Source organism: Bradyrhizobium diazoefficiens (assembly GCF_016616885.1).
GTDB lineage: Bacteria > Pseudomonadota > Alphaproteobacteria > Rhizobiales > Xanthobacteraceae > Bradyrhizobium > Bradyrhizobium diazoefficiens_F.
Genome location: NZ_CP067102.1, coordinates 6,209,933 through 6,232,458 on the forward strand (window position 1 = coordinate 6,209,933; position 22,526 = coordinate 6,232,458).

General features: G+C 59.7%; 19 protein-coding genes and 1 pseudogene. 5 read left to right on the plus strand and 15 right to left on the minus strand.

The annotated features are described in order from the left end of the window. Window positions 1-49: 49 nt before the first annotated feature. From JJC00_RS28870 to JJC00_RS28895, 6 genes are all read right to left on the minus strand, one after another. A complete protein-coding gene (locus JJC00_RS28870) occupies window positions 50-1,483 on the minus strand; it encodes a DUF1254 domain-containing protein (protein ID WP_200469228.1) in 1,434 nt (477 codons plus the stop codon). 198 nt (window positions 1,484-1,681) lie between these two features. Then, window positions 1,682-2,785 carry a formylglycine-generating enzyme family protein gene (locus JJC00_RS28875; RefSeq protein WP_246773957.1) on the minus strand — a complete coding sequence of 368 codons (1,104 nt, stop codon included), beginning with the start codon at window positions 2,783-2,785 and terminating at the stop codon, window positions 1,682-1,684. 40 nt (window positions 2,786-2,825) lie between these two features. Next, on the minus strand, window positions 2,826-4,325 hold the full coding sequence (locus JJC00_RS28880; RefSeq protein ID WP_200469229.1) for a DUF1254 domain-containing protein: 1,500 nt from the start codon (window positions 4,323-4,325) through the stop codon (window positions 2,826-2,828). A gap of 44 nt (window positions 4,326-4,369) precedes the next feature. Next, entirely contained in the window at window positions 4,370-5,872 is a 1,503-nt protein-coding gene (locus JJC00_RS28885) for a DUF1254 domain-containing protein (protein ID WP_200469230.1), read from the minus strand. A gap of 127 nt (window positions 5,873-5,999) precedes the next feature. Continuing rightward, window positions 6,000-8,636: an arylsulfatase gene (locus JJC00_RS28890; RefSeq protein WP_200469231.1), complete on the minus strand. Its 2,637-nt coding sequence runs from the start codon at window positions 8,634-8,636 to the stop codon at window positions 6,000-6,002. Between the two features lie 92 nt (window positions 8,637-8,728). Continuing rightward, the gene (locus JJC00_RS28895) at window positions 8,729-9,370 is read right to left on the minus strand and encodes a hypothetical protein (protein ID WP_433996465.1); all 642 of its coding nucleotides are present in this window, start codon (window positions 9,368-9,370) and stop codon (window positions 8,729-8,731) included. Between the two features lie 334 nt (window positions 9,371-9,704). Here JJC00_RS28895 and JJC00_RS28900 point away from each other — a divergent pair, with 334 nt between their 5' ends. The 4 genes from JJC00_RS28900 to JJC00_RS28915 all read left to right on the plus strand — a co-directional run bounded on the left by JJC00_RS28900 (window position 9,705) and on the right by JJC00_RS28915 (window position 13,412). Beyond that, window positions 9,705-10,718 (plus strand): HlyD family secretion protein, encoded by a 1,014-nt coding sequence (locus JJC00_RS28900; protein WP_246773958.1) that lies wholly within the window; start codon window positions 9,705-9,707, stop codon window positions 10,716-10,718. A 214-nt stretch (window positions 10,719-10,932) separates the two neighbouring features. After that, window positions 10,933-11,661, plus strand: a complete 729-nt coding sequence (locus JJC00_RS28905; protein ID WP_200469232.1) for a response regulator transcription factor — start codon at window positions 10,933-10,935, stop codon at window positions 11,659-11,661. A 93-nt stretch (window positions 11,662-11,754) separates the two neighbouring features. After that, window positions 11,755-12,186, plus strand: coding sequence for a helix-turn-helix domain-containing protein (locus tag JJC00_RS39030; RefSeq protein WP_200469233.1), 432 nt, complete (start codon window positions 11,755-11,757; stop codon window positions 12,184-12,186). Between the two features lie 158 nt (window positions 12,187-12,344). Further along, window positions 12,345-13,412 carry a SphA family protein gene (locus JJC00_RS28915; protein WP_200469234.1) on the plus strand — a complete coding sequence of 356 codons (1,068 nt, stop codon included), beginning with the start codon at window positions 12,345-12,347 and terminating at the stop codon, window positions 13,410-13,412. A gap of 19 nt (window positions 13,413-13,431) precedes the next feature. Here the strand turns inward: JJC00_RS28915 and JJC00_RS28920 are convergent, their stop codons facing one another. The 3 genes from JJC00_RS28920 to JJC00_RS28930 all read right to left on the minus strand — a co-directional run bounded on the left by JJC00_RS28920 (window position 13,432) and on the right by JJC00_RS28930 (window position 15,981). After that, window positions 13,432-14,235 (minus strand): LssY C-terminal domain-containing protein, encoded by an 804-nt coding sequence (locus JJC00_RS28920; protein WP_200469235.1) that lies wholly within the window; start codon window positions 14,233-14,235, stop codon window positions 13,432-13,434. Window positions 14,236-14,632: 397 nt separating this feature from the next. Then, window positions 14,633-15,166 carry a hypothetical protein gene (locus JJC00_RS28925; RefSeq protein WP_200469236.1) on the minus strand — a complete coding sequence of 178 codons (534 nt, stop codon included), beginning with the start codon at window positions 15,164-15,166 and terminating at the stop codon, window positions 14,633-14,635. Between the two features lie 56 nt (window positions 15,167-15,222). After that, complete coding sequence (locus JJC00_RS28930) at window positions 15,223-15,981, minus strand: hypothetical protein (RefSeq protein WP_200469237.1); 759 nt, start codon at window positions 15,979-15,981, stop codon at window positions 15,223-15,225. A gap of 207 nt (window positions 15,982-16,188) precedes the next feature. Between JJC00_RS28930 and JJC00_RS28935 the strand changes: the two genes are divergently transcribed. Then, window positions 16,189-16,623, plus strand: a complete 435-nt coding sequence (locus JJC00_RS28935; RefSeq protein WP_200469238.1) for a DUF2721 domain-containing protein — start codon at window positions 16,189-16,191, stop codon at window positions 16,621-16,623. A gap of 714 nt (window positions 16,624-17,337) precedes the next feature. Here the strand turns inward: JJC00_RS28935 and JJC00_RS28940 are convergent. From JJC00_RS28940 to JJC00_RS38360, 6 genes and pseudogenes are all read right to left on the minus strand, one after another. After that, the gene (locus tag JJC00_RS28940; RefSeq protein WP_200469239.1) at window positions 17,338-18,084 is read right to left on the minus strand and encodes a hypothetical protein; all 747 of its coding nucleotides are present in this window, start codon (window positions 18,082-18,084) and stop codon (window positions 17,338-17,340) included. Window positions 18,085-18,176: 92 nt separating this feature from the next. Further along, window positions 18,177-19,352 carry a hypothetical protein gene (locus JJC00_RS28945; protein ID WP_246773959.1) on the minus strand — a complete coding sequence of 392 codons (1,176 nt, stop codon included), beginning with the start codon at window positions 19,350-19,352 and terminating at the stop codon, window positions 18,177-18,179. Between the two features lie 10 nt (window positions 19,353-19,362). Then, on the minus strand, window positions 19,363-20,511 hold the full coding sequence (chrA, locus tag JJC00_RS28950; RefSeq protein WP_200469241.1) for a chromate efflux transporter: 1,149 nt from the start codon (window positions 20,509-20,511) through the stop codon (window positions 19,363-19,365). A gap of 320 nt (window positions 20,512-20,831) precedes the next feature. Next, a complete protein-coding gene (locus JJC00_RS28955) occupies window positions 20,832-21,737 on the minus strand; it encodes a DUF1259 domain-containing protein (protein ID WP_200469242.1) in 906 nt (301 codons plus the stop codon). A 17-nt stretch (window positions 21,738-21,754) separates the two neighbouring features. Further along, window positions 21,755-21,982, minus strand: a complete 228-nt coding sequence (locus tag JJC00_RS28960; protein WP_200469243.1) for a PepSY domain-containing protein — start codon at window positions 21,980-21,982, stop codon at window positions 21,755-21,757. A gap of 86 nt (window positions 21,983-22,068) precedes the next feature. Beyond that, window positions 22,069-22,201, minus strand: a pseudogene (locus tag JJC00_RS38360) (sulfurtransferase); the annotation flags it as partial. Window positions 22,202-22,526: the final 325 nt, after the last annotated feature.

The window sequence follows — 22,526 nt, forward strand, 5'->3', positions numbered from 1 at the left end:
AATGCGAAAGAACAAGGCCGGCGCCGAAGCGCCGGCCGTGCAGCAAAATTCAGGAGACTTTCTTTACCGGCGGGATCTTCCAGGTCGCGTCAATGATCGACGGCGGTTTCTCCCTCGGCCAATACATCCGCAGCATCAGCACGAATTTGCCTGCCGGAGCCGGCAGCCAGTTCGATTCCTTGTCCTTGCCGGGCGATTCGTTCTGAATGTAGAGGTCGACCGACCCGTCCGGGTTCGCCTTGAGGTTCTGTCTGGCGCTGATGGAATAGCGGTTGATCGGATTTTCGACGAAAAAATATTCGGCGTTGTACATCGTGAGGGACCAGAAGCCCTCGGCTGGAGGCAATTCCCCCTTGGCAAACTGCATGACGTATTTGTTCTTGCCCTCGTAGTCCCGTCCGTCCGCGTCCTTTTGCGACGTCGGATAAACCGCATCTTCTATCCGATTGGCGCCGAGCCCGATCGCAGTAACGAGCGCGCGATTGAGATAGTCAGTCCCGTAGATCCCTGTCACGGTATCGTACGCGAAGCCATTGATGTTTTTTATGGGCTTGCCGACCTTGAACTGCAGCATGATGCGGTCGAAACTGACCTGCGGAACACGCTTCTCAAATGCCGGATCGAACCTACTCGCGTCGAAGTCCTGGCCCGCAACAAGTCCGATCCTTGCAAATTTGGCCAGTTCAGGCGCGTCCGCGGCCGCCGGGGGGTTGTCCTTCATGAGCTTCGCCAGCAGGGTGAAGTATTCCGTCGCGCTCATTCGATTGACCTGTTCGCGCACGGCGGTCTTCATGTCGATGGACGGATCGACAGTGCCCGAGGGAGGCGTGTACGACTTGCCATACGAGCTGAGCGGCGCCAGCTTGCATTCATCCTGCAGCGCGTGCACGACGGCGTAATCCTCCGGCGTACCGGTGCAGTAGATGCGGCCCAGAATCCATACGATGCTGGTTGGCGCCTTGTATTCCTTGACGCCTGCAGGAAGCGTCCCCTGCCAGCCCGGCCCGGTGATCGCGTAGGTCTGCGCCGCCGTCCCGGTGGTGCGTTTGCCGGGCACCTGGAATATTGTGGTCCATCCATCGAGCATCGGGAACAGAAAATAGCGATCCTTCATGTCGGGGATGCTGAGCACCCAAGGCTCCTTGCCGACGTCGATGAACGCCGACGTATAGAGCGTGTCCGCATTTGGAGCCGTAACGTCCCTGAATGCAGCACTGGGATACTCGCGCAGCTTGATGATCTGACCCATCGGCCCGTGCGTGCCCTCGACCTTGGCGGCGTTGGTGATGACGCGACGCGTCATCTCCATGGTGACCAGCGGATAACCGAAGACGTAGGCGTCGCTGGCGAGCCAGAATTCTTCCGTTCCTTCGATCGCCTTGACGACCGGTCCGTCCCAATCGGCGCGAAGCGGGCTGCAAAGTGACGAGGAAGCCAGCAGGCTCAGGCCGCCGACAGTCAGGTTACGTCGCGTGATGTTCATGGCAAACTCCTCGATCCAATGGTCGTAAAAGATTTTGAACTGGACTCGCTACATCTGTCGGCACCAAAGAAGCCCCGGCCGCGCAAACCATACTCCTGCGCAGCGGCTCCACAGCGCTATGCAAAATTCAACATGAGACTGATATTTCCTGATGTCTGATCCGGGAAAGCTCAGCCGCCATCGACCACTACGCAGTCGTTAGGGAATTGGCTTGTTGAGCACCGTACGGAACCCCAGATGCACGGTCGCAACATCGCTTTCCTGGGGCTGTCTCGCGGCTGGACGATAGCGAGAACAGTAGTTCATGGCACACAGAAAGGAGCCGCCCTTGATGACGAGGCGGGGAGCTTGCCCGGGTGCAATACGGAGGCTAATCAGCTCCGGTCCCTTCGGATTGGTCGCCACTTCCCTCGGGTGACCCGGCCTGTACCAATCGGTAGTCCATTCCCAGACGTTGCCGATCATGTCGTAGAGGCCATAGCCGTTTGGTGGAAAGCAGCCTACAGGAGCCGTCTCGGCGTAGCCGTCTTCGTTCGTGTTCAGCACCGGAAAGATGCCTTGCCAGGAATTTGCGATCGGCTTGCCTTCAGGATCATAGGCGCTGCTCCAGTCGTCTTCGCCATCGCGTCCGCCCCGCGCTGCGAACTCCCACTGCGCTTCGGTTGGCAAGCTGCGACCGAGCCATTGCGCATAAGCCAGCGCGTCGTCGTACGCGATATGGACGACGGGATGATTTTCCTTCCCCACGATCGAGCTTCCCGGACCGTGTGGCTGGCGCCAGTTTGCACCGGCGACGTATTGCCACCATCGACCATCTTCGCCGCGCCTGTCTTTCGGTGGCACGAAAATGACCGAGCCGGGGGCGAGCATCTCCTGAGGCCAATCAGGATGGTTCTTGGGATCGACCGGACGCTCGGCCAGAGTTACATAACTCGTCGTCTCGACAAATTTTGCAAATTGCGCGTTCGTTACCTCATGACGATCGATCCAGAACCCATCGACCCGCACAACATGGGTGAAGTGCTCCTCCGGCTGGTGACGTTCTGAACCCATTGTAAACGTGCCCGCCGGAATGAATGCCATTCCGGTGGTCTCGCGCGCTTCGGAGGGGAGCCCGGAATAAGCGGCGCAGCTTCCGAGTGCGGCCGGCGGCTCATCCTTTTTCGCGATACCGGTCGCGGATGCGGCGATCATCGCGCTGACAAACACCGCGACTGCCCCCATTGAAATTAGCCGTAATCGGTGGCACGAAGCCATGGCCAGCACTCCGGTTTCATCGCAGCGAGGCACGTCTGTTCGCATCCGTTACTCGCAACTCGGCCACTCCAATGGAGAGCCAGCACTATCCCACTCGTGTCACTGGCGGAATCTTATAACTGCCATCGAGCAAGGGCTTTTTCGGCTGATAGACACGAATGGTCAGATTGAACGGGAGGCTCGGGGGGCACGGCAGCCAGTTTGCTTCCTTGTCCGTGCCGGGTGTCTTGGCCTGGATATAAATGTCCAGCGATCCGTCCGGATTGTACTTGAGCGGCATCCCGGAGAGGATTCCATAGCGCTGGATAGGGTTGTCCACATAGAAGTTCCCTCGATACGGCGAAACGGACCAGACCCCGCTGTCCGAGGGGAGCATTGCCTCCTTCGCGAAATGCAGGACGTATTCCCTCCGGCCGTCCAGCACCCGTCCCTCGCCATCCACGAAAGCGCTGGGATACACCGCGTCGTCCGACGTCAGCGCGCCGAGCCCGAGCCAGGCGACAAGGGCCCGGGTATCGTAATCGGTACCGTACCTGCCGAGGTTGAGCGGATTCTGCCATCCGTTCACCGTCGCTGCCTGATACGGACCGGCCTGGAGTTTTAGCCAGACCTCCGCAGGCGCGCGATTCAGCCCTTTCATGATCGCCGGATCGATCGTGCTGTTGTCGAATTCCTTGCCGGGCTCGATTCCAAGCTTCTTGAGCTTGGCGAGCATCGGAGCATCGGCTGCGTAAGGCGGGTTATCCTTCAGCAGCGCCGCCAGACGTTTGAAAAACATTTCCCCGGTCATCAATTGCACGGCGTCGAAGGGAGTCGCCGTGATGTCGACGTTGGGATCGACCGCTACGTTGGAGGGTGGCGTGTACGGCTTGCCCCAGGCGCTGAGCGGAGTGAGTTGCAGCTTGTCTTGCAGCGCGTTTATCTCGGGAAAATCCTGCGGGCCAGCGGCCGCGATCTGCACCAACACCCAAGCATACCGCGTCGAGCATCGGTAGGTTTCCCTGCAGTCCGACGGCGCCGTGCCGTTCCATTTGGGTCCGGCGATCAGGAAGTTGCCGGGGCCCGTGCCGGTGGTGCGGTTTCCCGCCGAGGCGAAATCATCCGTCCACATATTGAGAGCTTGCATGACGATATAACGTCCCTTGGTGTCCGGCTGGGAATAAACAAAGGGCTCCTTATCCAGATCAAGAAAAGCGAATGACCACAGCGAATTCCGGCTGATGCGCACCACGTTCTTGAAATTCGGGTCAACATAGGTGCGCATCCGGCCGAACTGGTTGATAGGCGCACTATATTCGCCTGATTTCGAAGTAGCAGTCGTCACCGCCCTCGTTACATCCATGATCACCAGCGGGAAGCCGTAGACATACGCTTCCATGCCATGAACGTAGGCCACCTCAGCCCTGACGTCGTCCGCCAGATCCTTCAAGTCACCCTCTACGTTTAAGTCCTTCCTCAATTTGTCGACGGGTCCTTGCGCCGGACTCGGCGCAGGCAACGCGGCGGTCGCGCCGAACGCCAAAGCAGCAAGGCCAAAATCGCGACGCCGAAGCAGGAGCGCTTTTGCTTTGTTTTGCGAAGACATGAGAACCTCCTATTGCCAAGGTGGATCGATGAGTTCCGCAGGAGCTACAGCCCTTCGATTTCTCCGGGACGCCAGGTCTTGCTGAACCAGGGGTCGAGCGGGCCGTAGAGACGCAGGATAGTGTTCCAGCCCTTTCCGGGGACGGTCTGCACCCAGTTCTTTTCTTTGCCAGCGGGCGCTTTCGGCCCGAAGTACACGTCGACCGATCCGTCTGCATTGATCAGAAGCCCCTTGGTCTGGCTGCTGACACTGGGGAACTGCTGGTCGGTCTGGATCATCGAACGGGTCTGATCGCTGTAGAGGATCACTGACCAAAAGTCCTTCACGGGGACGTTTGGCGGCAAGCGCAGCTTGTAGCTCTTGCCTCCCTCGAGCGGATCGCCTTTGGCATCCCGCGCAGTCCATGCGTACTGCGAGCCGCGACCAACCATCTTCTCTTCCATCGCCGGGGTCACGCCGGTAGCCATGAAATAATAGTAGATGTAGGCGTCGAGATTCAGGACATCCGGCTCCGTCTGAAACTTGTAACCGCCAATGAACGGGAGTTGCCAATTGCTGTTCGCGTAGTAGTACGCGTCCTTCTCCCGATTATGGAAGGCAATGGCGCGGGCTGTCGCATCACCAACCGCGGCGGCTTCAGTCAGTATTTTCTTCATCCGCTCGTCCGGTGCGAACGGCTTGCCCTTCGTGATGCCAATCGAGGCGTAGTAGCCAAGCCTGATCTGGTCGAGCGACGCGCTGGGCTCCTCCTGCACCACCTGATTGAGCAATTCCCAGAAGGTGTAGTCTGCTGGAGCAACCGTATTGAACGGCTTTGCGGACAGATCCACGAAGTTCAGTGACGGCGAGTTCGCGGCCTCGGACGGAGAGTAGATTTTTGTGAACCTCTTCACCAATTCGACGCCGGGCCTTGGATCGTCGTTGACCAGGAAGCTTCGCCAAGGAACCCAAAGATTGAAGGTTGGCGACCGAACGATATGATAGCCGCCATCCGGCACTGCGCCTTTGTAGTCGGGAGGCAGGAACAGGTACTTGCCACCTTCGCCCTTGTCGGGACCCGTGATGCCAACGTCAACGACCCAACGGAACCAGATATCGTTTACGCCTCCAAGCACCTTCGGCGGGACTTCGAAAACAAGCGGGCCTTTGCTGAGGTCGATCCAAGTCCAGCTATAGACCGTATTGTCGTTCGCGGTGAGGAAGTTCGAGCGTGAGTCCATCAACTGCTCGAAAATCGGCACCACCGTGTTCACCGGCCCCAGTGTACGCATGGCGTTGCGATTGGTTGCTTGGCTCACGGCCGGGATAGCCATGAGGTACGCTTGTACGGCTCGCTGGAAGTCGAGATTTTCGAATAGCTTCTGCGCGGTCGCGTTGTCCGGAAAGCCGTCGAAGAATTTGAGCGTACCGAGGCGGGTCTCAACGCTGCTTGGCGAGGCAACGCCGGGTGGCATCGGGGTTTCATACTTGTACTGTTGCGCATCTGCGGGAAGCACCAGCAGCGCGATCAAGGACAGCGCTGAAAAGGCCGACAATGTTGGTTTCATCAGACCGATCTCCTAAACATCTACCCAGGATGGGAAGGGCCTGTGCCGGCAAAAGGACCAGCCCAAGCACCTTGTTCCGTCTGGAAGGACCTCGAAAAAGTCCCTTTCGCACTTCAATCGCCGATCGTCACTGCAAGCACTTTCGGACAAATCCGATCCGTTCGATCGGACCGAGCTTTTGTGCATCAGCCTGCTTGCGGCAGTCCTCTCGCTTGTCGAACCGTGCTTCCAATCGCTGCACCAGACTTAATTCATCCGAGACTGGCCCATCCGCGGCCGCCTTCATTGCAGCTTGGAACTTCGCGATGTCTGCGGCTGACAATTGCGGACGATCGACCTTGATCGTCAGCTTGTTGAGTTTCGCGGTCAGTGGGAACGGCGGCTTGTAATCCGCATCATTCACGCCGGTCAGCGTATCGGAGCCGATGTCGAAGCTCTCGTCCCATTGCAGGATCATGGGCAGGGTCTTTGGCATCGTCTTGGTATCGACGACCTTGCCGTCCACCTTCAGCGTACCGGTGCCGGGCCGACCGACGCCGGAAAAGTTGTTGAACGCCAGCGTGCCCGGTCCCAACCCATCGTACTTGAACTCGAACTCGAGAATGTGCTTGCCGGGCGCAAGTGCATCCGGGCCTTCCCATTTGATACGTTCGAGGTCGACCATGTTCCAAAGCCATACCGGCTTGCCCTGCAGCAGGTAGAAACCGTAGCCGGCGAAGCGCCCGCCGGAGGTAAGGATCATGCCATCCGCTCCGCCTTGAGGCACTTCGATGTCAGCCGTGACCGTATAGGACGTGTTGAGCAACAGCGGCGAGTCACCCTGCGGCAGGCCGACCATCGGCCGGGTGTAGACGTACTCGCTGCGCCCTGCGGTAATGTTCGGCCGCGGAGCTACGATGCGCGCTGCGACCGATGCGTCCATCGGGAAGACCTGGTACTTCTTGGCCTCGGCGATAAACTGAGCCTTCATCTCCTTGATCTTGTCCGGGTTCTTTACGGCGATATCGTCGGTCTGGCTGAAGTCCGCGTTCAGGTTGTAGAGCTGGAGCACCTGGTTGTTCAGCGGATCGGGGTTGGCCGGACCGAAAGCCTCCCACGGTGCACGATTGACCTTGGTGCTGAGCATCCAGCCGTCGTTGTAGAGCGCCCATTGGCCCATCATTTCGAAATACTGGATCTTGTGGCGGGACGTCACCTTGGCATTGTTCGTGTCGAAGGTGTAGGCGAAGCTCGTGCCTTCGATGGGCTTCTGCTTGATGCCGTCGACAATCTCGGGGGCACGGATGCCGGCAGCCTCAAGGATGGTGGGCACGACGTCGATCACGTGGACGAACTGCTCGCGCAATCCGCCCTTGTCCTTGATGCGCGCCGGCCACGACACCACCATGTTCTGGTTGATGCCGCCGAGCCTTGAAGCGTTCTGCTTGAACCAGTCGAACGGGGTATCGAAGGCCCACGACCAGCCGGCCGACATGTGGTTGTAGGTCTGCTCGGTGCCCCACACGTCGTAAAACTTGAGCTGCACTTCGGCGGGCAGCTTGTTGAGGCCGTTGAAGAACGCAACCTCATTCGGCGTGCCCAGCGGCCCGCCTTCGGCACTCGTGCCGTTGTCACCATTGATATAGATGACGAGCGTGTTGTCGAGTTTACCCAGGTCCTGGAAGGCCTCGATCACGCGACCGATCTCATGGTCGTTGTAGGCGGCGTAGGCAGCGAATACCTCAACCTGACGGATGAAGAGCTTCTTCTCGTCGGCGGTGAGCTGATCCCACGGCTTGAGCAAGTCGTCGGGCCAGGGCGCCATCTTGGTGTCCTTCGGGATCACGCCGAGACGCTTCTGATTCTCCAGGATGCGCTCGCGCAACTTATTGTAGCCGTCGTCGAACAGATGCATCGAACTGATCTTGTCGACCCATTCCTTGGTCGGGTGATGCGGTGCATGCGTGGCGCCGGGGGCGTATTTGATAAAGATCGGCTTGCTCGGATCGGTCTGGTGAATCCGCGTCATCCAGTCGATGGCTTCGTCAGCCATCCCGGTGATCAGGTTCCAGCCCGGCTTGCCCTGGAAGGGATAGATCTGCGTGGTGTTGCGGAACAGGTTCGGCTGCCACTGGTTGGCGTCGCCGCCGACGAAGCCATAGAAATACTCGAAACCCATGCCGGTCGGCCATTGGTCGAACGGCCCGACCTGGCTGGCGGCGAACGCCGGCGTGTTGTGGTTCTTGCCGAACCACGAGGTCGAGTAGCCGTTTTCCAGCAGGATGCGCCCGATGGTGGCCTTATCCCGATCGATGATGCTGTTGTAGCCGGGGAACCCGGTCGACTGCTCCGAGATCACGCCGAACCCAGCCGAGTGGTGGTTGCGCCCGGTGATCAGCGCGGCGCGCGTCGGCGAGCATAGCGCAGTGGAGAAAACCCGGTTGTAGCGCAGGCCCTCGTTGGCGATGCGGTCCATTGTCGGTGTCGGAATGACGCCGCCGAAGGTGCTGGGCACGCCGAAGCCGGCGTCGTCGGTGATGATCAGCAACACATTGGGCGCACTCTTTGGCGGGACGACACGCGGCGCCCACCACGGCTTGGACTGCAGTGCGCCGTCCTTGATCTCGCCGCCGAACCTTGGGTCCGGCGGGGGGAGTTGTTTTCCATCAATGGACGTGGTTGCGCCGGGCGAACCCGGCGTGCCCGTGACTTGCTGGGCTGTCGCTGGAGCTATCGCAATGAAACAGCAGATCAGGGCACAGCCTGGAATGAATGGCTTTTTCATCTTCGCGCTCCTATGGTTGACGAGCGAGGGACAAGTAGGCCTCAAATTCAGGGAAGCACATGCTTTCGAGCATGTACTTCGCTCGCAGTTTCTCAGTAACAGGGCGGATAGGGGTAGTAGCCGCAAGCCGGACGTGCGTAGGGATAGACGTAGGGCGCAGCAACAGCGGCTGCTCCAGCGACAGCTCCGGCGTACACCGCACCGCGGAACGCGGCGCGCCGCCAGACGCCAAAGATATCGATGAACAGCGCGGCGCCGCCGTCGGCGCCGGTGATGTCGCCTTCAAGAACCTGCACGGTGAAGGTCAGGGTGTCGCCCTCGAGCTTTGGCGTCTTCAACACCACGACCGCGTCCTTCACCGAGGCGCCATCCTTGCTGAACGCCGAGATGGTGGCGTTGGGAGGATCCTTGGTGAAATTGTCGTTCCCCTTGCCCCAATCCTCGAGCAGCATGGCGGTCGGCTCGTGGCCGGCCAGCCGAACCGGCCGGTCGGCAAAGATGATCGAGTTCGGCGAGATACCGGTCATGGTCAGCTTGTCGCCCTGCAGCGTCGCGCCGCGCGCGTTCATCACGATCAGCGACTGAATGAGCTCCGGCTTCGCCGTACTGTGCGCGCCGATCGTTTTCATCGCCGGCGGCGCGGATGGCGTTTGGGCAAATGCGGCGCCCATGCCGCATAACACCGCGCTCACGGCGAGCAACCAGCCGGCTTGAATCAGTTTCGTGACACGCATTTTTTCCATTCCCTGTTTGTGAATCGTTGGGCGACTTCCGGTTACATCCCGTTTGACGAGCGAGATCGCGTCTATGAAGCGCTTTGCTCTCGCCGACTATGCAGAATCGGGCACGACGCAAAAAAGTTGCCGTCGCAGGTGCCAACCTGTCGCCTTTTAGCGCGTCCGATTTTGCATAGCGGGGTCAGGCAACCGCGCTACGATGAAGAATCGGCAAACCGGATGCGAGCCGGGACAATGATAGTTATCTTGTGCCTCTACATCGTCGCGCTTTGGCTTCTGTTTTCAAAATTCAAACTGGTTCGATGGGGTTGGTTGTCCAGGCACGGTCTCGGTGCTTGCGGGCGCGCTTATTCTGGCTACATTCCTTGCGCTGTTTAACTATCTGACACCGTCGGGACGTATCACCGTGGCCGGCAGGGTTGTCGAAGTGATGCCCAACGTCACCGGCGAGGTGATTGCTATTCCGGTCAAGCCGAACGCCCCCGTGAAGAGCGGCGACGTGTTGTTTCAAATCGACCCAGCACCGTTCCAATACAAGGTGGCGCAGTTGCAGGCATCGTTGGCCGCAGCGCGTCAGCAGACGAAAATCCTGCAGGCGAACTACGAGCAGGCGACCGCCAATGTTGCGGGGCTGGCCGCGCAGCGTGCCTACAATGCCAAACGCCTCGCCGACATACAGCAACTCGCATCCGACGACGCGAACTCGCAATTCCAGGCGCAGGACAAGCAGGTTCAGTTCGAGACGGTATCGGCGCAACTCACCGCGGCGAAAGCGGCGCAACAAAGCTCGAAACTGGCCCTCGACTCCGAAGTCAATGGCGTCAACACCACCGTGGCCCAGATCGAGGCGCAACTGGGGACGGCAAGCTGGGAGCTATCCCAGACCACCATTCGCGCGCCTGCGGACGGTTACGTCACGATCGCAGCACTGGCTGTCGGCGACCGGGCATTGCAGATGCACTCGGCGATGTCTTTCATCGTCGAGCGTGAAATCGCGATTGTCGGATTGTTTTCGCAAAACGGCTTCGAGACGATTAGGGAAGGTGCTGCTGTCGATATCGTTTTCGACAATATCCCGGGCCGCATCTTTCATTCACGGATAACAGTGATTCCCAGGGGCATCGGTCAGGGCCAGATTGCCGTGTCCGGGACACTCGCGCGCACCAATACTTTTGGCGGCGCAACTGTTTTTCCGGCGGCGATGTCAATTCCGGAGGAGATCAGCCACGACTCGCTACGCCTGGGGATGTCTGGAAGCGCGACAGTGTTTGCGCCCGAAGCCGGCGTGATCGGCCTACTGGCGTCGATCCTTGTCTGGATCAGCTCCTACACGGCCTATCTGTAACGCGACGCCGAACGGTCATTGTAGACCTGACCTGTGAGCGTACCTGCACGCACCCGCATGTGCGACAAATTGGTCGTCCATTCGCGACGCGATAACTTTACGTTACACGAGCGCTGCGATAGTATTTTGACCCGGTAAGGTTGTATTTTGTGTGCCAGACCCAAGCGATTGCCTGATGTTATTGTGAAGTCGTACTTCAGGGAGCGCTGCCTCCATGACAGCAATATTTGGTCAGCCTTTTCAGAAAAGCGCGCACTGGACGAAAAGTCCCCCCGTGATTCATGTCGTGGACGACGATCCGTCGTTTCGAGGCGGGATTTCGCGGTTACTCAGAGTTTCCGGTTATGAGGTGGCGGACTATGAATCAGCGACCTCGTTCTTGCGGGCCAGCGAATCAGCAAGACCGGGCTGCATCCTGCTCGACGTCCAGATGCCGACCCTGGGGGGCCTCCAGCTTCAGGAACAGTTGGCCAAACTGTCTGTGAGTTGGCCAATTATCTTCATGACGGCACACGGCGATATCCCGACCAGCGTGCGCGCTATCAAGGCGGGGGCCGACGATTTTCTATCCAAGCCCGTTCCCAGGGAAACGTTGCTGGCAGCGATCGAACGCGCCTTTGCTCGCCATGCGGTGGTACAGCAAAACCAGGATCAGGTGAGTGCGCTCAAACTTCTGATCTCAACGCTGACACCTCGTGAGGAAGAGGTCTTTGCGCTCATGGTCCGAGGCAAGCTCAACAAGCAAATCGCCTTTCAGCTCGGCACATCCGAACGGACAATCAAAGCGCACCGCCATGGGATCATGAACAAACTGCAGGTGCAATCGTTTGCAGAGGCGGTCTCTATTGCGGAGCGAACAGGATTGCTGGCGAGTCTGCGGCCGATGCAAGATACCCCAAATCCCCTCTCGAGCACCTCAACTCGGGAGCGAACGCGCGACTGACAAGCTCCCGTTTGCCCCCAGGTACAATAGTGCCCGGACACCCCTCAATGGTGTGCTGTGATCACGGCGTCATTTCACCTTGGGGCTACAACGATGGCCGATAGCGACCCGAGACCATTCGGACAGCAACGCAAGTCGTGGCATCTTCTCGTTGAACGAGCAGAAAGTTTGGCTCTGTCCGATCTGGATGAGCCGCTGCGAATCTCATCGCTGTGTCGCATCCTTGCCGTAAGCGAGCGAACGCTGCGAAAGTCATTTCACCAAATCCACGGCATAGCACCATCCCGGCACCTTAGAATGTCCCGGTTGTCTCATGCGAGACGGGCTCTTTTGTTGGCCGACAGCAAAATGGCGACCGTGACGGAGATCGCGACAGCCTTTGGTTTCGTCGAATTGGGCCGCTTTTCGGTCGAATACCGAAAGGTATTTGGGGAAAGTCCTTCGGAAACCCTGCGTCGAGGGGCGAACTGGCAAACCGTTAGTATACCCAGGCTCGGGTCTGAAAACCCCGGTCTCGCTGCCTGAGATTTCCCCGAAGCATGCCAATGCGTTTGCACGAGCGCTCTTCGAGAGTGACTACAAGACAACACGGCGACGGAAACGCCTGTCGCGGACCGATTTTGCATAGTATCGTCTTGCGTGTCTGGCATCCAATGGTTGAGCTTTGATTGCTGGAGGGACACATGAAGCACCAGATATCGGGTCCAGGGCTTGGCCTTCAGGCAGCCTGTATTGGCGTGACTGCACTACTTCTTGGATCTTTCACCGAAGCGGCCCGCGCGGACGAGAGCGGTGTTTCGTATTGGCTTCCCGGGCGGTTCAGTAGCCTCGCGGCAGCTCCCCAAGTCCCGGGCTGGTCGATGGCCGAAGTCTATTATCACACAACCGTATCAGCCTTCGGCAATGCAGCGGCGGCCAGAGAGATCCAGATCGGCAAAATCCCTGCCAATATCAACGTGAATTTGAATCTGCATTTGAACGCGCAGGCCGACCTCATCCTGCTGAACCCGACTTATACCTTCGCGACGCCCGTGCTGGGCGGACAATTGGCAATCGGCATGACCGGCCTCTTCGGCCGATCGGCTACTTCGCTCGACGGAACGCTGACGGCGTTTGTTGGGCCACTTGCGACAACCCGGATGGGGACCCTCTCTGATTCGCTCACGTCGGTGGGCGATCTGTATCCGCAAGTGACGTTGAAGTGGAACGCCGGCGTCCACAATTTCATGACTTATGTGACTGGCGATATTCCGGTTGGCGCCTATGATCCCACGCGCCTATCCAACCTTGGCATCGGCCACGGTGCGATCGATGGCGGCGGCGGCTACACCTACTTCAATCCGGTCGCCGGGCATGAATTTTCAGCGGTCGCCGGGTTCACCTACAATTTCAAGAACCAGGATACGCAATACCAGAACGGCATCGATTTCCACGTCGATTGGGGCGCTTCTCAGTTTCTCTCGAAGCAGCTCTTCGTTGGCCTCGTCGGCTACTACTATCAGCAGGTCACCGACGATTTTGGGCAGCACCCGATCCTCGGTGGTTTCCGGTCGCGTGTGGTGGGCGTCGGCCCTCAGATCGGCTACTTGTTTCCGGTCGGAGACATGCAGGGATATTTGAACCTGAAGGGGTACGGCGAATTCGCTGCGGAAAATCGGCCAGCCGGATGGAATACGTGGTTGACGTTCTCGATATCGCCGATGGCGCCGACCAGCACCGTGACGCCAGCACGGAGAATAGTGACCAAGTAAGAGAACTGTGACGTAGCGATCATTGCCCCACGGCATTGCTGACGCCGTGCCAGATTTGATCCTTCAGGGCAATCAGTGGCGGAGGAGGCAACGTCGCCGGCGGTTCGATTCGTCTGACGCCGTTTACGACAAGACGAGCGACGTCGATTTCTCCGTCGGTATAATAGCGATCACCCTCGCCATTCCAGGCGAGCAAAGTCGGTCCCACTCCGGAAATCTGGAAAAATGCTTCGACCATTCCTGCCTGGCGCAAATCGCGCATCAGCAGGCCGCGCTCCGCATCGATGTCTGGCCCGATGTGATGGGTGACCTGCCCGGTATCATGGCTCAAGCCGACCCCGCGGTCGAAAGTAACCGAGCCAAGCCAAACCGGACGGCCGTCGGTGCCTTTTTCAAGGACAAGCCATAGACGAACATGATGTCGTCGGTCGGCGCTCTTGCCATCGGGGTTTTCGAAAGCGAGTTGCTCTTTTTTACCGTCATAGTAGAGCGGGCTGACGGGTGCATCGTGATAGGGCCGGTCGAGCACCACGCTGCCGACGATGTCGATACTGGAGCGCAAAGTGATCGCGTCGGCCGGAAACCAGCCGGCGGCTTGCATGGCGCGGAGGATATCTTCCTTGCTCCCCACAAGCCCGACATTGAGGGGATCTCCCGGAATGTCGGCACCGGTCCGTGTCACCATGGGGGACGAAGCGAGGCCCGGCTCATGCTCGTGATGAGTCCACAGGACCGGGAGCACGACATAGGCCAGCGCGAGATAGACGATCAGCAGGGCCGCGAAAATGAACAGCCACCATCGGCTCCCGGCGAGCTGCTTCATTTAGGTCTCTCTCAGTCGCGAACACCGTTTGCCTGGATCGACGATGCAGATACCAATCGGTGGTCTGCTTTTCTTCTCATTATCGAGCCCATACTGTCATCTGGAGACACGTGAGCAAACCGACGTAGCTCGGCGTTCCCCCGATGTTGCTCTCCGTCGTGCAACTCGCCCGGTTCGACGCTGAGAATCGCGACCATTGTTTCGAGAGTTGCTGACGAGCCTGGCGTTCATCCCTCACGCAGTTTTTCATCCCCTCAGCAACTGCAAGGCCCGCGGCAGCAGCGGTATCGAGGCGGCAGTTCCGCTGAATATCGAACCGAGGCAGGTCATCGGCCATTGCTACAGTCAATTGCGCACCCAGAGCGACCATAGACAGACGAATAAGCATTTTATCCTCCTAGGAATGTGATGTTACCGGTTCTGCTTTGGCTCCCGACATCGTTTGACGCAGCGTCGCTCTGCGGTGGCTCATCAGATATTGCAGCCGATGGGCCGCCAGACCTAGCGCCGCCATATCAGCGCTGTCGGCGCCTTCACCGTCTTTGCTTCTGGAGAGCTCCGACTTGAGGATTTCGTCAATTCGCTTTTCGATTTCGTCCAAGGCCGACTCGCTTCTGGCACTCTGAATCTCCTTACCAAGCTCGTAGAGTGGCTGGAGCATGCTTTCCGATTCGGGCCCGGAGCGGGCAAAGCGCCAGGCCGCGACGACGACCGAGATCAGCGATCCAAGCACCAGCGAACCGTAATAAATCTTGTCATCGTACTTGTCGAAGAAGCTCTGCTGGTTCCCGTTGTAGTACGTGGCAGCCCCCGGATGAATAGGAATCAAGGCATCGGCATCCGTGCTGGGTGCGGCCGCCTGGGTCAACACCGGATATTCCGTCAACAAATCCCGCCGGACGCCAATCAGCGATTGCGTCAGGTCCGTCACAACGCTCGCGTCGACAGATTTGTGGGCGACAAGAAAGTATGAAACGCGCAGCGACGTCAGATCGTCTGAAGGGACGGGCGGGGCCCCCGCAAGGTGCCCTTCGGAATGTCATAGCTTTCATAATACTGTGCGACGTTGGCGACGGCGCCTGCCGACCCGATCTCGAGCAACTTGGCAGCGTTTCCCTTTTCCGCTTTCTGAAAGTACTGTCTGATCTTTGCCAGATATCTTTCCGTAAGCGGCACAACGGCAAGAATGGCCTGATCTTGCCCTAGCGGCGCGGCGCCCTCGCTTCTTGCAATGGCGAGGTCCTGAAAGCGGACCTTGGCGCGATCGAATTGGTAAACCTGTTTCAACGCCTCGACAACCGACCGGTTGATCTCGCCTCCGAGGACACCAATCGTCGCATTGCGAAGATCGCCCAGGCTGTCAGGGCCGCCAGAGGGCGCCAATATCAGAACCACACCGTGGCTCAGAAGCAGCACGCTCCTCGCATCCGACAGATTTCCGGTGTCGCCACGAACGATGGCAAGCTGCGTCTTCCCCGTGGTCAACATCTCCGATGCTTTCAAAGCCGTGCCGCTGTCGATCACCTTCATGCGAACGTGCGAACCGGACGCTGCCAGCCGGGCTGCTATTGCGGACACGAGAGAGTTTGCTTCACCATCAGTCGAGCCGACCGCGATCGAGAGAACGACCGGCTTTGCAAAGTAGCGATAGCAGAACAGCCCACCACCGATGATCGCCGCAGTCGCAATTCCGACAAGCGCAATCCTGAGCCACCGAGGCCATAGATGTATTGCGAGACTCGTCATGGGCGGGGGCCAGGATCGTCATGTGCGATCCGTACCAATACGAACTTGAACGCTTGGTTGACTATGCGAAATCCGACACCCAGTCCCGGTCGCTGGACCGTTTTCGCATAGCGCCCCTTTGCGGCGCCTGTGTAGCCTTATCGGCCAGTTCCTGTACCGGGCGGCGCCGACCGTATCGGACATCGAAAACAGAGCAGGCCGACTTCAATGTTTCCTGATACACCATCGGTCAGTCAGCTGTCCCATGTCATTTCGCAGGCAGCGGCGCCCGCTTTCCTTCTGGGGGCACTCGCCGCCTTTATCGCCGTGTTGATCGGGCGGCTGAACCGGATCATCGATCGAACGATTGTGTTAAACGGCATCGCGGATGACGACGGCCTTAAATCCCGATTGAAGGCTGACATTCCCCGTCTGCTGCGGCGAACGGCGATGCTGAACAGAGCCATCTACTGGTCCGTGATCAGCAGCATAGCTGTCACCCTTCTCGTCATCGTGGCGTTCGCAAGCGCTCTTTTGCAGATCCAACATGAGCGCGGAGTCGCGATCCTTTTCATGACCGCGCTCGCGGCGTTCGCCGTGGCCCTTATTGATTTTGCGCGGGAAGTGAGAATAGCCCTCAGCGAGTTCGATCATTATGGCTGACAAAGCGTGGCGACAAACAGAACGCCAGGTTTGGGTGCATGGAGATCGCAACATGGTACGCTAATCCTGACCGTGCTCGCTTCGTCACCATCCCGTACGTTGTCTCGGCACACCCCTGGAAGGACGGCTAAAGCAGATCAGCGAGACCAAACTGTAAAGATTGCTCACCGATACCCAGACCCGCCTTGACCCCGCTGTCTCCGGTCTAGCCGATATGGAGTGCGGATCAAGCACGGGTGTCCTTCAGCCGTCTGCAAAAGGTAGACTTCTCAAGTTTCATCTTAACAGCTCGGAGAAGTGCTTGTGCCCGCAGATCGGCAGCCCCGGCGTCGTCACAGACTCAGGTTAAATCGCGATGTCGAAGGCCCATTCGAGAAGCCCGGCAAGCACGACCGCCGCTGCAGCCGCTGATCGCTTGTCGGAATGGCCGTCGTGGGGATACCCAAGCATTATCCGCTTTCGCGCTGACCGTCGCATTCGGCGGAGCCGCCGTCCAAGCGCAGTCCATCCCGGTTCAGGAGACGCAATCGCCCCAACAGTCGGAGCAATCGCGTGAGCAGGATCGCAGTCGCGCTGAGGATGTCAAGATCGGACGCGACTGGAAGGCCCAAGGCGGCGAGAACGACCACGCCGGTCAGGCTGCGCCGGATCAGGATCACCAGACGGTGGGCCGCGACTGGCGCGCCCGTCCAGAGAAATCGGATCGCCAGTAGGCTATCTCGGCGGCATCGTCGACGACCGTCCCGCGGCGTGACCTTCAAAGAAGGAAAGCGGAAAACCGAAGGTCAGGCCTGCGCGAATTTCGGTCACCGGGTGCCTGCCGGTGAGTGCATGACGGACTGCGGCGTCGAAGCTCAGATCGTCTCGCACCCGGTAGATCAAGCCGACCAAACCGGAAAACGTCTCCTCCTTCCCAAACTCGTTCTCGTAGAAGACTTCTGCGACAGGGCGAACTGTCCACGTCGACGGCCCCTCGATGATTGCGCCAAGAAAGACATCGCCATGATGGTCGCGGGTTAAGGCCGTCTCAGCGTTCAGATGGATGGAGCCCCAATCCCAGCGCTGCGAGACAATGCCGGCCAGGCTCAAACCGGCGCCTGCATTGCCGGTACTATCCGGGAGAAGAACGCCAAATTCGGTCGCAATGCTCGGGCCCGTTTTGTCCTGCAGGCTCCCGGGTACAATCACATGCTTGAGAAAGGCTCCGGCTGCAGTCAGGCTGGTTGGCCCGGATGGAGAAAGCGGGGTCTGTCCCTGGCCCTCGAAGACGGCTTCCCAACCTTCACTCAAACCGTAGTTGATGACCCAGGCCGGCGCAATCAAGCTTGCCCCGCCCTCATCGCGCAAGCGCCCCGCCGGCTGCAGTTCGATCTCCATTTCGCCCGTCTTTGCAACGGCCGCATCGGTGCCGTCGAATGGGCGATAGGCGGAAGCTGGAACCGACCAGGCGACCAGCGCCAAAGTGACCGCAACCCGTGGCACAAAGTATCTCGCGGAGTTGCGAAAGCCTCGGCTACGTCTGCACATGGGGCTGCCTCCTTACGAATTCGATCTCACGGCATTGGTTTGAACACCCAGATCGCGGCCGGCCCAGCGGGCCCGGCCCGGACGGCCACAAGCAGACGGTCCAACTCCGGCACAAAGAGCGACGTTCGCGCCCCCCTTGCTGTCGGCAAACGTGCGATCCTCCGATAGGCTGACCCATCGATTTCAAGGACGTCGACGTATCCTGAGCCGCAGCTTACATAGACACGATTGCGCCTCCCATCGATGAAGATGTCATCGACGTCGCCGCAGGTTTCCGCATTCGCGATCAGCTTGCCGTCTATCGAAAAGACGGCAAGTGCGGCGGGGCTGCGGTACGCCAGAAGCACGCGGCCGAGGTCGCGATCAATGGTCATCGCGAAATTGCCACCTTTGTCCATTGGCCAGTTGGCGATCAGCTTCCCGGACGCGGTGTCCACCACTGCGACCGCTCGCGCATCGGGCAGGTTGATAAAGATGCGCCCGCTGCTGGGCTCAAGCTGGAAGCTCTCCGGATGCGCTTTCAATGGTATACTCTGGACCTTGCTGCGAGTGGCCGGGTCGATGACCGCCAGACCACCATCGCCATAGCCGACGATGACGCGCCTAGCGGCCGCGTCGATCCGGATGTTGTCGGCATCGCTGCCGAGCTCGATCCGTCCGGTCGCCTTGTACTCGTTGGCTTCGTAGAGCCGGACCGATCCATCGCGGGCATCGGCGACGTAGAGCGTGTCGGTCGACGGCTCATAGCCGACACCCTGGGGTTCGCTGAGCCCTGTGATGGTTTTGAGGACGGTGTTTGCGGCCAGATCGACGACGCCGACACTGTCATTGCCGAGTTCGGCCACGAACAACCGCTGCCGCTTCAGGTCGACCGCCAAATGATCGATCCGCCCGCGGACATCGCCGAGCGGGATCTTGGTTTCGAGCTGGAGTGGCACCTGATTCCCTGCGGATTCGGCGGCCGCCGCCAGCGTCGGAATAAGCGCGTCGATGCGCTGGACGATCTGATCCCGGGTTGTTTCGTAATCGTCGATGCCCAGGGGAACGCCGGACCAGTAGCTCACGTTGACGCCTCCTCGCCGCTCCGCCGGAATCTCATCGAACGCGCCCGCCGGTGCGGGGGCGACCGATGTCAGCAGGATCGCCAGGACTGCGACCGGTAGGCGCAGCCCTGTCTGAGCATTCCTCAACGTCGTTCGCATCGTCTGCATCTCACTTCAGCCCTGTGAGCACCCATGCGGGCTGCAGGATCGGATAGGCAGCCAGCCCAATGACTGCCGTCGCGGCAATGAGCAAGGGATTGCTGACCTTCCAACGAAACAGCACGGCGAGCGAGACGATGCCGATGAGCGCAGTCAGCCAGTCGCCGATCGCGATCTTGCCGAGCAGGAAGCTCGCACCCAAGATGGTTCCGATCGCCGCCGCGTAAGCGCCCTTCACGAAGCCCTGCACATTCGGATTCTTGCGATGGCGCGCCAGCAACGGGGCCGCGATCAGAACCAGCAGGAAGGACGGCAAGAAGATACCGACCGTCGAGATCAGGGAGCCCCAGAAGCCCGCCACCAGATAGCCGACGAAGGTTGCCGTGATTACGACCGGCCCGGGGCTCATCATGCCGATCGCGACAGCCACCAGGAATTCGCGCTCATTGAGCCAGCCGTACTGCTGCACCAGTCCTTGCTCCAGGAAGGGAACGATGACGAGCCCGCTGCCGAAGGTTAGCGAGCCCGCCTTGAGGAAGAACAGCAGCAGCTTGCCGAGCGTCGAACCGGTCGCGGCCGGGATGGCGGCGGGCGCCGCCGCCGGGATCAGCGCAAGCTGCAGCGCGACCGGCGGGCGCCTGACGTGGCCGTAATAGACGATGCCCACGATCCCCGACCCGATGAACAGCAGCGCGACCTCGGCCTTCAGGATCACGGTGACGGCCAGACAGACGGCTGCGATCACCCACTGCAGCCAGTCTTCCATACCGAGCTTGGCAAGCCGGTAGCAGGAATGCAGGATCAGAGCGATCACGGCCGGGCTGACGCCATAGAAGATGCCTGTAACCGCCTTGAGATCCCCCAAATGAACAAAGAGCGCGCCGAGGGCCGCGACGATGACGAAATTCGGCAGGATGAACGCCCAGCCGCCGGCCCAGGCACCCCAGAAACCGCAGCGCAAATAGGCGATAAAGATGCCGACCTGGATCGCGAGCGGCCCGGGAAGCGATTGGCAAATGGCGATGGTCTCGCGCATCTGCTCTTTGGTGAGCCACTTTTTGTCGTCGACGAGTTCGCGCTCCATCTGGCCAACCAGTGCGACCGGTCCGCCGAAGCCGAGAAAGCCCAGTCGCAGAAAGTAGCGGACCAGTTCACCCATCCTACCGCGTTCACCTGTCGTTGTTGTCGTCGTCACAGTCTTGCCCCCTTCAATTCTGATCTGCGGGTTCGAGGATCCCGTCGAGCGGAAGCCCGAGTCCCGATGGCACCAATTCGACACTCTGGCCCTTGAGAGTCACCGCGTAGCAGCCGTCATCGTTCTCACCAAGGTCCGGCATAGTTCTTCATGCAAGCCTTCTGTTGATCGGCGCAGACTTTGCAACTGGTCTGGCCGACCGCAGCGTTCATGCCCGCAAGAACTCCGACTGCCGCCAGGAACATGGCTGTGAACGTTCGCATCCTTCGATCTTCCAGGTTTCGTTAGCTCTTCGTGCTCGCGGTCTTGTCGAGCGCTGCGCGTAGGCCTTCTGCGAGCTTGATGGCATCGTCGTTCGCCCAGAAATGCATGAAGAAGAGCCGAGGCTGCTCGTCCAGCATGTGGCTGTGCAGTGCCGTCACCTCGATGCCGTGCGTCCGCAGCGCCAAGATGACCGGGTTCACCTCGTCGCTGGTCAGCACGAAGTCGCCCGTGATGGCAGCCTTGCCGCCGCCCGTCGGCTGGAAATTGATGCCGATCGCGACACCCATCGGACCGACGGGGGTCAAGGGCATGCCCTCTTGGGTGATCGGGTCGCGCCGCTTGACGTTGATCTGGTAGACGCCGCCGTTGGCTTGGCCCTTCACGCCGATGATCTGGTCGAGCTTGGCGGTGTCGAGATCGACCGCGGGTGGCGGGTTGGCCGGTGCCGCTATGGTCAGCGGCGTCTTGCTCTCGGCCAAAGCATCGTGGATCGCCGAGGCCAGCTTGACGGGGTCGCCGTGGCCGGCGACGTGCATGTAGAAGGTCGCCGGGTTCGCCCGCAGCAGGTGATTGTGCACGGCAGTGATTTCGAGACCGCTCGCGATCATCTTCGCCATCACGGGATTGATCTCGGTCTCGAGCAGAACGAGGTCGCCCATGACCATGGCGCCGCCGTGCGCAGGCTTGAACGCGACCCAGCCACCCAACGCCAGCGCCGGCTTGATCGTGACGCCGTCCAGGGTCACGGAGAGGTCGCTGCGGGGGAAGCCGTAGCGGCGAACGTCGTCGGAGACGGCAGCCTTGCGGCCGAGCATCTCGTCAACCTTCTGCCAGTCGGCATCTTGAGCATACGCGGGGAACAAGGGCGCGAAGCGGAATGCGAAAAGGCAGACGATGCCGACCAGGACCAAGATGGTCTTCTTCATGGTGTTACTCCTCACGTTCAATTCCGCTCTTTGATTTGGCCACTGCTGTCGACGACGAGCTTCACCGGCTTACCCTCCTTCACCGCCTGCGCGGTGATGCCTTCGGCCGTCGATTTGACGTCTTGCACTTGCGAGTAGCCGGCCGCCTGGATCTTGGCGATCAGTTCCTCCTGGGTCAGGGCGTGTGCGGGCGACGCCGTAAGCGCCAAGAGGAGCGCGGTCCGATAGATCGTTGATGTCCGCATCTTTGGTCTCCTGGTTATCCCTGCCCCAGAAGTAGTCCCGCCTCCTCACCCGATCTTGTTGTTCGGCCAGTTGTGCGTCTGCTTGGTCGCATCGCGCCGGGAATCAGGCGCGGGTCGGCCGAAAAATCCGATGCATACGTCGATGAGCGCCGGCGCAGCCGCCGTGCCTATCAATCGAGACAGTTTGTCGGGTGAAATGGAGGTGTACGATACTGCCATGCTGCGCCCTTGGTGATCAGGACGCGATTCTTGGGCATGACGCCTCGCGGGGAGATCGCATTTTCCCCGTGGCCTGAATAAAAGCCCGGATGGCGGGGCTGTCAACCGCGCGGGCCGAAGGATTCCAAGAAAATATGGGGCCCTACGCCACGGAGTTTTTCAGCGATCGAATGGAACGAAGTTAATCTCGGCGCGCGATCCGACTTTGCATCCGGAAAGGCGAATGGCCCCTTGATGGGGTCAAGCGAACTCACGTAGACTGCCCGAGCGGGATCAGGCAGACTCCCGGCGAGACTTCGGTCCAAGCTCTGCGCAGCACGCAAAA